The organism is Paenibacillus polymyxa, assembly GCF_018614975.1.
GTDB lineage: Bacteria > Bacillota > Bacilli > Paenibacillales > Paenibacillaceae > Paenibacillus > Paenibacillus polymyxa_E.
On sequence record NZ_JAGGNR010000011.1, the window covers coordinates 311,216 to 322,447 of the forward strand.

The following is an 11,232-nucleotide window of genomic DNA, read 5'->3' on the forward strand; positions in this document are numbered from 1 at the left end:
TGTGTTTTATACAAGCAGACCGCAGTGCAAGAATGAAATACGTTGAAGTGAGTTGTTGGATTCTGCTCTGAGCCGAAGAGGACCGAGACAGAAGGGACGATCGCAAGTGACTCTTTTTTGACTTTTCGGGACTTTTTAGTGGAAAACTAAAAGGTTTTTTTGTTGCGTTTATTTGAAAAGAAGAAAGGAGCCATGAAAAAAATGGCCAACAAACAAGCGTTGAATATTGTGAAAATGAAAAAATACAAGCAGGATGGCGTGCCGCTTACCATGATCACGGCTTACGATTATCCAACTGCACTCCTCGCAGAGGAAGCGGGTATCGATCTGATCCTGGTTGGCGATTCACTCGGCAATGTAGTACTGGGTTATAACTCGACGCTTCCGGTGACCATTGAGGACATGGTGTACCACACACGTTCCGTAGTGCGCGGAGCCGAGAAGACGTTTATAGTGGCTGATATGCCTTTTATGACCTATCATGGCAGCGTGGATGAGACGCTTAAGGGTGTACGTCGGCTGATGCAAGAGGGGCATGCCCATGCGGTTAAAATGGAAGGCGGAGTCGAAATAGCGGACACCGTCAGAGCAGTCGTGCAAGCAGGCGTGCCTGTTCTTGGACATATCGGACTGACACCTCAATCGGTTAATCAGATTGGTGGTTACCGCATTCAGGGCAAGGATGCAGCGGATGCGAAACGTCTGATGGACGAAGCCAAGGCCTTGGAAGCTGCAGGCGCGTTTGGCATTGTGCTTGAACTGGTTACGGAAGAAGTTGCACGGGCGATCTCGGAGGAACTGTCCATCCCTACCATCGGAATTGGTGCAGGACGAGGCTGTGATGGTCAGGTACTGGTATTCCACGATGTGGTTCAATACGCTTCCCCGTATACGCCCAAACGATTTGTCAAAACCTATGGAGATGTGGGTACATTAATCAGAACCAGCATCGAAGCTTACGTGAAAGAAGTTAAAGATCGCTCGTTCCCGGCCGAAGAGCATGTATTCAATGCTGCGGATGGTGTACTGGATCAACTGTACGGCGGACAACGCAAGGAAAAGGTGGGGAATAACTCATGAAAGTATTACGGACAATCGCAGAGTTAAGACAGGAACTAAGCTTGAAGCGTCAAGCGATTCGGTCCAATGCGTCCGTTGTAGGTCTCGTACCGACAATGGGTTATCTTCATCAAGGTCATGCCAGCTTGATGCAGGCAGCCAGACAACAGAGCGATATCGTGGTATTAAGCATATTTGTTAATCCGATTCAATTTGGTCCTAATGAAGATTTTGACAGCTATCCGCGGGATGAGGCCAGAGATCTGGAAACAGCACGCTCACAAGGAGTGGATATCGTATTTATTCCCTCTGTTGAAGAGATGTATCCACAGGCAACGCAAACAACGGTATCTGTCTCAAAACTGACAGAGCGCCTATGTGGCGCTTCCCGTCCAGGACATTTTGACGGAGTAACAACTGTAGTCTCCAAGCTCTTCAACATCGTACAGCCACAGCGTGCATTTTTTGGAATGAAAGACGCTCAGCAGGTTGCGGTCATTCAACAGATGGTGAGTGATTTGAATATGCCTGTAGAAATTGTACCCTGTCCGATTGTTCGTGAAGAGGACGGTCTTGCCCTCAGTTCACGTAATGTCTATCTTAGCGCTGAACAGCGTACACAGGCGTTAGTTCTGTCGAAGGCACTGCGCGCAGCTCAGGAAGCCGCAGATACAGGTATAGCTATAAACGCCGCAGATATACGTCGTATTCTGCGCGAGCAGATTGCAAGCTCACCGCTTGCCGTTATTGACTACGCTGAGATTCAGGCTTTTCCAAGTCTGGAGCCACTCACAGATCAGGAAGAAGTTCAAGGACGTGAAGATCTGCTCATTGCACTTGCGGTGAAAATCGGAAAAACAAGATTGATTGACAATATAAGGTTGCAAAAATCGGAGGTACTGTCCCATGTTTAGAACACTGATGAAATCCAAAATTCACCGGGCTACGGTAACGGAAGCCAACTTGAACTATGTGGGTAGTATTACCATAGATGAAGACTTGATGGAAACATCCGACTTGATGGAAAACGAGAAAGTGCAAATTGTGAACAACAACAATGGTGCCCGTCTGGAAACTTATGTGATTCCAGGACCGCGCGGAAGCGGGGTCATATGTCTTAACGGCGCAGCTGCACGTCTGGTGCAGCCTGGAGATAACGTCATTATCATTTCTTACGCCATGATGTCGCAAGAAGAGGCAAATACTCACAAACCAACCGTGGTATTTGTAGATGGACAGAATAAACCTGTACAAACGATGAAACAGGAAGTCCACGCAACAATTATGTAATCGACTGGTAAGGAGAATGAAATCGGCCCTTGAAGCAAAAAATGAGTACAGGTCACTGCACTAATCCATTTTTTCAAGGGTGGGGATGCATCGATGTTCCAGCATGTTTTCGCAGAAATGAACGACATGTTAGATGAAATTATCAAGAGCTATCCTTCCGCTGAAGGCCTGAACAAACAAGAATTGCTGCAAAAGTGGAACTTGCTTAAGCGGATGAGTGACGGAATGCTGGATGAATGGCTGCTGTTTGAAGAAAAGATGAGCCAGGTGAGGGAGCGGGAGATGGATAAGCCTGCTTCCCTTGAACCGGAACAGGAAGCTGTTACCGCTCTGCCTGAACTCCATCTGGAATGTTTCAGTCGAGGTCAGGGCTATTTCAAATTACAGATGTATCCGCAGGCGATCATGCAGTTCTCCCGGGTTGTGAACGACCATCCGGAGAGTGCATTGACTCGTTTTTACCTGGCGCTCGCGTATCTGAATCTGGAACAAATGGCTGAAGCCGGAACACATTTGCAGCAGATTATGTACCTTAAGGGTTCACCTCGCTTAAAAGGGCTTGTGTGTAACGCCTTGGGCTGTATTCAAGCCAAGCTTGCGAATCCGGAAGCTGCATGTTCACTCTTTGCACAGGCCCTTCAGTATGACCCGACATTGACCGAACCACTGTACAACATGGAAGCTTGCAGGTTGAACAGGGGAAAATTGCAATATGCTAATCAGCTGACGACCCTTCATTAAGCGGGAATTCGGCGACAAAAAACGGTGTTCCCTCCTTTGGCATAGCGGCGGGGACACCGCTTTTTTGTCAGTTAATTTTCAAATCTCCTTTTTTTTGCTATGCTGTAACATAGACTGGAATGGAAGGGACCGTACATTGCAATGAAATTTGCCGTATTGGATTTCGAAACAACCGGCACGCAGTCCGACGGTGAGATTATACAGGCCGGGCTTGCCATCATAGATCATGACTACAGCATAACTCAAATATATAGTTCTTATGTGAACCCTGGTGTACCGATTCCCCCGTTTATTTCGGGGTTGACGGGTATTACCGATGAAGATGTGGCGGACGCTCCTTCACTCGAAGAGATGATGATGGAGATGGTTCCGTTGCTTAATGATGTGGTGCTTGTTGGACACAACGTCGCTTTTGATTTTCACTTTTTGCAGAATGCTCTCGACCGTTGCGGTTATTTGCCGTTCACTGGTCGCATTCTGGACACAATTGATTTTCTGAAGATTACATTCCCATCACTGAGTTCTTATCAACTCGGTTATGTTTCTTCCGAATTTGGATTTCAACATGATCGCCCTCACCAGGCAGACAGTGATGCACTGGCGACAGCCTATGTGCTGCTCAAATGTCTGGATGAGTTAAAGGAATTACCGCTCATAACGATTCAGCGCCTCAGTGACCTGTTTGCACCAGAAGACAGTGACTTGGGCTGGTTCATGGACGGAATGCGCAGTGAGAAGGAAGCAGAGCCGATTCAGGATCTGGACGGACATACCTATTATCGTCAGCTTGCTCTTAATGTAAGTGATTGGACCGATATTGGTGCACCACGCGATGAGCGGGAGGGTAACCCCCTCGAGGCTGTAAGCTTTGAACAGTTTATGGACCAGATTCGGGAGAACCTGAAGGATACGCTGGATCATTACGAAGAGCGTGAAGCGCAGACGCAGATGTTCAGCAGTGTAAGGCAAGCCCTGGATGAAGAGAAACATCTCTTGATCGAAGCTGGAACGGGTACCGGTAAATCTCTAGGGTATCTGTTGCCTGCTATTTACGAAAGTGTGAAACAAGAACAGAAAGTTATGGTCAGCACGCATACGATCAACCTGCAGGAGCAATTGAGAGAGCGGGATATTCCGATGCTGACCCAAGTGGTTCCATTCCCGTTTAAGGCCGCTGTCTTCAAAGGACGTGGACATTACCTGTGCCTGCGCAAATTCGAACACAAAATCAATAAACGTGAATTCGCCACACCCAAAGAGGATTATTTCACAGCTGCTCAGATGATTGTCTGGCTTACGCAGACCGAAACCGGAGATGATGAGGAGCTTAACCTTAGCGGACGCGGAGGGGACTTCTGGGAGACGGTACAGAGCGAATCTGAGTCCTGTCTGGGAAGATCCTGTCCATGGTTCCGCAAATGTTTCTATCATCGTGCCAAACATGAGGCCGGGTTGTCTGATATCGTAATTACGAATCACTCCAAATTATTTACGGATGTAAAAGCAGCGCATCAGCTGCTGCCAGCCTATGAGAGTCTTGTGATCGATGAGGCCCATCATCTGGAAGATGTAGCTGGTAAACATCTTGGAATGCATATGAAATATTTCACCTTGGTTCATACACTGACCCGTCTGTTTAAAGACAGTCGTAATGGACAGCTGCCTATGCTTCGTTCGCAGTTATCCGGGCATGAAAATTCGGTGCAATGGGGCACCATGGTGGATCAGATGTTCCCGCTCGCTGTTGAGGTCAAGGAACTGTGGGATCGAATGAGCGATGCCTTGTTCGGTCTGTTGCCTGAACGAAGTGATGCTTCACCAGGAGAAACAGGGCAATTTTCCCTGCGTCTGAAGGCATCTCAGCAACCTGCCAAATGGCAGGAGTTGCAGGATCTGGAGAACCAGATCTATGTCACTCTGGGCGATTTGGTTCGCAAAGGGGACAAATTGCTGCTTGAGGTGAAAGAGGATCAGGATGATTATCAATCGGATAGTCTGATCACGGATATTACAGGATTGCTGAAAGATCTGACCACATTGAAGGAGAATCTACGTTTCTTCATGCGTATGGATGATGCCAAAACGGTGTACTGGATGGAAGCCAGCGGCCAGTTCCGCAGTAAATCTCTCCAGCTGTATGCCGTACCTGTAGATGTGAGTACACAACTTAAGGATTTATTTTTTGACAAAAAGAAAAGTGTTGTGCTTACATCGGCCACGCTCTCGGTAGATAAGTCATTCCAGTTCATGATTGAGCAGCTTGGCTTGCAGGAAGCTTCCGAGAATAATCGGCTGTTAACGTCGATGCTGCCATCACCGTTCAACTATCGTGATCAGGCACTTCTGGTGATTCCACGTGATTTCCCGAGTGTGAAGGGAAGTGTGGGGGATGCGCACTTTGTCAATATGCTGGTGCAATCCCTCGCAGAGACGGCAATTGCCACGCGTGGACGCATGATGGTTCTGTTTACTTCATACAAGATGCTGCGACAGGTCTATGATCCGCTGAAGGAGGCACTGTCTGGTAACGACATCTCGTTGCTTGGGCAAGGCGTTGACAGTGGAAGCCGTTCCAAGTTGACTCGCAGATTCCAGGATGCCAAAGCAACGGTACTTCTGGGCACAAGCAGCTTCTGGGAGGGGGTAGATATCCCGGGAGATGCGCTGACCTGCCTCGCTATTGTACGATTGCCGTTCCAGCCACCGAATCATCCGTTGGTGGAAGCCAAGAGTGAGCTGCTTCAGGAACAGAAGAAAAATCCGTTCATGAAACTGTCCGTGCCGCAAGCGGTCATTCGTTTCAAGCAGGGATTTGGCCGATTGGTGCGTACAGCAAAGGACAGAGGAATTGTCATTGTTTATGATACACGGGTGATAGAAGCATATTATGGTAAATTCTTTTTATATTCATTACCTGGTCCCAAAATGGAGCATATGCTCACGGAGCAGATGGTTCCACGAATTACCGAGTGGTTGGAAAAACCTGCTAATGAACAAAAATAATGGTTGTTTTGTTCGTTATATCATTGCATGACCCTATCGTTTGGCGTTAAACTTTTATTAGATATTTCCGTATCCGATTAAAAGCAGTTGCACGTAAGAACTTATAACCTAAATTACAAGGAGCATTTTGTATAAAATGTCACGTTTATCTTTGAGTTTATACAGGATGCTCATCTTTTCATCTATTATTTTATCGTGACCTTGGTAAGGGGGAGCAAGAATGAAATCGGATAAAATTTCGGAAGCGGTGGTACGACGTCTGCCTGTATACTTGCGTTATTTGAACGAGTTGCATCAGCGTGAGGTGGCCACTGTTTCTTCTCAAGAGCTTGGACAGAGGCTGGATCTGAATCCAGCCCAAATTCGTAAAGACCTGGCTTACTTCGGTGATTTTGGTCGTAAAGGGATCGGGTATGATGTATCCTATTTGATTGAGAAAATTCGTCACATTCTCAAAATCGATCAGCAAATTAATGTAGCTCTGGTAGGAGCGGGTAATCTAGGTCAAGCCTTGTCCAACTACAACGCATATCTGAAAGACAACATGAAGATTGTTGCTGTATTTGATGCATATGGACCGAAGATTGGCAGTCAAATCAACAGTTTGACGGTAAAACCAATGGATGAATTGACGGAAGCGGTTAAAACGGAAAACATCCGCATCGGAATTATCACGGTTCCGGATACGGAAGCTCAAAATGTAGCCGATCAGCTTATTGAATCCGGGATCGAAGCGATCCTTAATTTTGCACCAACAATTCTAAAAACACCGCCGCATATCCGCATTCACCATGCTGACTTTACAACGGATCTGCTTAGTTTGGCTTATTACTTGGAGACTGGAAAGGACGACGAGGAAGATGACAACAAATAGATGGGTAATCCACAACGGCAAATTTGCCGTTAATGAAGGCGGCACAACATGGAACGTGGTTCAAGGATACATGGTTGTTGAGAATGACAAGATTGTGCATATTGGTGAGACATTGCCGGATGGAGACAAAAATTGTACCAAAGTGGATGGAAAAGGACTGTTCTTCCTGCCGGGTCTGATCAATACGCATGGTCATGCAGCAATGTCGCTGCTCAGAGGGCACGGAGACGATCTTGCGTTGCAAGTATGGTTGCAGGAAAAAATGTGGCCGATGGAAGCGAAAATGACCTCAGAAGACGTATATTGGGGAACTTCGCTATCGGTGCTTGAAATGTTGAAAGGCGGAACTACAGCTTTCCTGGACATGTATGATCACATGGATCAAGTTGCCAAAGTTGTGGAGCAATCCGGCGTTAGAGCAGCACTGGCACGTGGTGTAATCGGGTTGTGCTCGGAAGAAGAGCAACTGCGGAAGCTGGAGGAGTCGGCAGCGTTTGCACGTGAGTGGAATGGACAGGCAGATGGTCGCATTACAACCGTAATCTCGCCACACGCACCATATACATGCCCTCCTGACTACATAGAGAAGCTTGTACAGGTCGCGAATGACCTGAACCTTCCTCTCCATACACATATGTCTGAAACGCTTCGTGAAGTCGAGCAGAACGTGGCTGATTATGGACTGCGTCCTGTGGCACATCTGGAGAAACTGGGCTTTTTCTCCCGTCCATCCCTGGTTGCACATGCGGTGCATCTGAATGACGAAGAGATTGAGATTCTGGCCCGTCATGATGTGGCTGTATCCCATAACCCGGGAAGCAACCTGAAACTCGCTTCCGGTGTTGCGCGGGTACCAGCGTTGCTGAAAGCAGGAGTTACCGTGTCACTCGGAACAGACGGACCGGCAAGCAACAACAACCTGGATATGTTCGAGGAAATGAGACTGGCTGCATTGATCCACAAAGGTGTATCTGGTGACCCGACGGCAGTGCCAGCAGGCGAAGCGTTACTACTCGGAACGTCATATGGCGCCAAATCTATCTTTTTGAACAATACCGGAGCACTACAGGTCGGAATGAAGGCTGATTTTATCGCCCTTGACATTGAACAGGCACATTTCTATCCACATACCGACTTGATCTCACATGCGGTCTACTCGTCTTCTGCCAAAGATGTAGAGCACGTATGGGTGGATGGAAAACAAGTGGTTAAACATGGCGAATGTCTGACTCTGGATGAAGAGCGCATTTTGCGTGAGTCTCAATTGGCATTTGATGGTCTGCTTGCTCGTTAATTGCAGGACAGAGCATCATAGGGAAAGGAAGTTCGGCATTGAAGAAAAAAAAGAAGTGGATATGGATTTCGCTGCTTGCACTGGTTCTGATTCTGTTTGGACTTCAGCGTTATTACGTCTATGTCACGCAGGACCAGCGCAAGGAAGAAGCGCTCGCCATACAAGTAGCACAGGAGCAACTGGGCATTACATCTTATGATGAATTGCGTAAGTACATCTGGGGAGACAAAGAAGGCTCTGACAACATCTACTGGACACTGATCGGCAAAAATAAAGATAACCAGGATGTTATGGTCTGGGTCAAATTCGATGCAAACAATCAACCTGCTACGGGTGCAAACGCTGTACACAGCGAGTTGCTGCAGAATGGCATGTCCGAAGCGCAGATCCGCAATCGCTTTAGTTCTGAAGTTCCTGCCGGTGAGATTAAGCGAATCATGCCCGGAGTTGTGAATGGAATATATGTGTGGCAAGTGTATTATAAAGACGGTACGCATAACCACTATCGCTTTTATCGTTTTAGCAATGGAGAACAGGTGGACTTGGTCTACACACTCCCGAACAGCTAGAACGAATAGAGTAACGTATCTAGAGAATTAAACAATTGAAAGAACCGGCAGACGGATATCCGACTGAACCGGTTCTTTGTGTTGTCTGTAAACAGTTTTGATTTAAATAGTTAAAATTAATAATTTATTCATATTTTCGCCTTCGAAATTGTATATACGATGTGATATACTCAGATATGTACTCAAAGTAACATTCAAAACAAATAAACCTGTCGAAAATATCGCAGGAGTCAATGTGCACATATTCGTATATACCAATAAGCCAGTAGGTTAGGCCAAAATCTGGGAGGGGTAATTCACTTGAAGCTAAAAGTATTGCCTATTGTTTTAACTGCCGTCATTTCAGCCGCCCTGTTGTTTGGAGGTTGGTTTGTGTATCGTCAGGTGGCCGTGCAGAATCCGATTGAAAAGATGGTTACCCAGTACGATGGAGTCAATGACGTTCAATTAACTATTAACCGCAATGACGTACAATTGAAACTGGATCTGCAACCCGATGTTGATTTAGGCAGACTGGTACAATATATTCACAAAGAAGGACAGACGTTAATTGGAACACGCTCACTAAAGTTGGATGTTGTGGATCATTCCAGTGAAGCACTGGAGAGCTGGTGGGGTGATGCGATGTTTACTGTAGCTCAGGCGATGGAGAACAAGCAGTATACCGAGATTACACCGACATTGTCGAAGATGGCGACGAATGGAATAAAGGTAAATACAGCGATGGATGACAACAATGTGTATGTCAGTCTCAGAGACGGAGATGCCAGCAAGTTTATTATTCTGCCGCGTGTGCCCGGTCAGATAGGAGTGTGGCCTAATGCCTAAGTGGACAAAAGAAGTTGCCATCGGATTTTTTCCCGTATTGATTATTTTCCTTGCTTTTACTGGTGTTAATATTGTTCCGATTCTGATTGCAGCGGTGTTTGTCGGAGCTTTGCTGTTCATGATGCAAATGCGTGGCGGGATTACAGTAGGCGCTGCCGAGGAACGTAAACGGAAGAAAAAAGGACCTTCCAAGCTTACTTTTGAAGAAATTGGAGGACAGGACAGTGCCAAGCAGGAATTGCGTGAAGCACTTGACTTTCTCATCAAACATGAAGAAATCCGGAAGTTCGGGATTCGCCCGTTAAAAGGCATCCTGCTGACGGGCCCTCCAGGGACAGGGAAAACGTTGATGGCCAAGGCTGCTGCCCATTACACCGATTCTGTTTTTGTAGCAGCATCGGGTAGTGAGTTCGTGGAAATGTATGTTGGTGTGGGTGCCAGCAGAATTCGGGATTTGTTCAAGGACGCGAGAACCCGTGCCACCAAGGAAAATAAGGAAAACGCTATTATATTTATCGATGAAATCGATGTCATCGGGGGGAAACGTGAGGGCGGTCAACAGCGTGAATATGATCAAACCCTGAATCAGCTTTTGACCGAAATGGATGGAATCTATTCTTCCGATACACCGAGAATTCTTGTCATCGCTGCAACAAACCGCAAAGAGATGCTGGATAGCGCCCTGACGCGCCCGGGACGTTTTGACCGCCACATTCAAGTGGACTTGCCTGACAAGAAGGGCAGAAAGCATATTTTGGAACTGCATGCGGTGAACAAACCTCTGATGAAGGAAGTTAATCTGGAGAAGACAGCAGAAGAATCATATGGTTTCTCCGGTGCACAGCTCGAAAGTGTGATGAACGAAGCAGCTATATACGCCATGCGGGACGGGCTGTTAAACATTGAACAGCGGCACTTGTCCCTGGCTATTGATAAAGTCATGATGGGTGAGAAGACAGACCGTGAATCCAGTGTGGAAGAGAAGAAAAGGGTCGCCATTCATGAGTTGGGACATGCCATTATGGCTGAACTTGTGCGTCCAGGCAGTGTAAGCCAGGTAGCACTTAGTCCACGCGGTCAGGCGCTGGGATATGTACGTCATAACCCGCAACAGGAACAGTTCCTCTATACGAAGCTTTTCCTGGAAGAGCAGATTATGATTGCACTCGGAGGAGCAGCTGCGGAGGAAATGTACTACGGTGGTCGTTCCACAGGTTCACGCAATGACTTTGATCAGGCAACCAATGTCGTACAGACCATGATGGCTTCGGGGTTGACTTCACTTGGGATTGTGAACATGGATATGGTAACAACTGAGGAACTGATGCGAGAGAACAAATTAATTCTGCAAGAACTGATGGAACAGACAAAGCAGTTGCTTGAAGAACAACGGACAATTTTCGACAATTCGCTCGACATCTTGATTCGTGAGGAAGTATTGTCTGGCGAACAATTTCGTTGTCAATTTCGTGACAGTGCCCTTCTACCAGCATAATTTATTTATGCTGGTTATTTTTTTTTACATTTCACTCGTGCTAAGATATTATTATATGTTGGGTCGAAATTTGTAATTT

General features: G+C 46.7%; 10 protein-coding genes. All 10 read left to right on the forward strand.

Going from position 1 to position 11,232, the window contains the following annotated elements; all coding sequences use genetic code 11:
- The first annotated feature begins 201 nt into the window (after positions 1-201).
- A complete protein-coding gene (gene panB / locus J7E78_RS10045; protein ID WP_215076024.1) occupies positions 202-1,080 on the forward strand; it encodes a 3-methyl-2-oxobutanoate hydroxymethyltransferase in 879 nt (292 codons plus the stop codon).
- On the forward strand, positions 1,077-1,973 hold the full coding sequence (gene panC / locus J7E78_RS10050; protein WP_215076025.1) for a pantoate--beta-alanine ligase: 897 nt from the start codon (positions 1,077-1,079) through the stop codon (positions 1,971-1,973). The genes panB and panC overlap by 4 nt, the downstream gene beginning before the upstream one ends.
- Positions 1,966-2,349, forward strand: a complete 384-nt coding sequence (panD, locus tag J7E78_RS10055) for an aspartate 1-decarboxylase (RefSeq protein ID WP_017687742.1) — start codon at positions 1,966-1,968, stop codon at positions 2,347-2,349. The genes panC and panD overlap by 8 nt, the downstream gene beginning before the upstream one ends.
- Before the next feature lie 93 nt (positions 2,350-2,442).
- The gene (locus J7E78_RS10060) at positions 2,443-3,090 is read left to right on the forward strand and encodes a tetratricopeptide repeat protein (protein WP_215076026.1); all 648 of its coding nucleotides are present in this window, start codon (positions 2,443-2,445) and stop codon (positions 3,088-3,090) included.
- A 141-nt stretch (positions 3,091-3,231) separates the two neighbouring features.
- Positions 3,232-6,093 carry an ATP-dependent DNA helicase DinG gene (dinG, locus tag J7E78_RS10065; protein WP_215076027.1) on the forward strand — a complete coding sequence of 954 codons (2,862 nt, stop codon included), beginning with the start codon at positions 3,232-3,234 and terminating at the stop codon, positions 6,091-6,093.
- Between the two features lie 220 nt (positions 6,094-6,313).
- Complete coding sequence (locus tag J7E78_RS10070; protein ID WP_036671997.1) at positions 6,314-6,967, forward strand: redox-sensing transcriptional repressor Rex; 654 nt, start codon at positions 6,314-6,316, stop codon at positions 6,965-6,967.
- The gene (locus J7E78_RS10075; protein ID WP_215076028.1) at positions 6,954-8,261 is read left to right on the forward strand and encodes an amidohydrolase; all 1,308 of its coding nucleotides are present in this window, start codon (positions 6,954-6,956) and stop codon (positions 8,259-8,261) included. The genes J7E78_RS10070 and J7E78_RS10075 overlap by 14 nt, the downstream gene beginning before the upstream one ends.
- A 38-nt stretch (positions 8,262-8,299) precedes the next feature.
- The gene (locus J7E78_RS10080) at positions 8,300-8,830 is read left to right on the forward strand and encodes a cell wall elongation regulator TseB-like domain-containing protein (RefSeq protein ID WP_215076029.1); all 531 of its coding nucleotides are present in this window, start codon (positions 8,300-8,302) and stop codon (positions 8,828-8,830) included.
- Positions 8,831-9,130: 300 nt separating this feature from the next.
- The gene (locus J7E78_RS10085) at positions 9,131-9,658 is read left to right on the forward strand and encodes a hypothetical protein (protein WP_215076030.1); all 528 of its coding nucleotides are present in this window, start codon (positions 9,131-9,133) and stop codon (positions 9,656-9,658) included.
- Positions 9,651-11,153, forward strand: a complete 1,503-nt coding sequence (locus J7E78_RS10090) for an AAA family ATPase (protein WP_215076031.1) — start codon at positions 9,651-9,653, stop codon at positions 11,151-11,153. Before J7E78_RS10085 ends, J7E78_RS10090 begins: the two co-directional genes overlap by 8 nt.
- Positions 11,154-11,232: the final 79 nt, after the last annotated feature.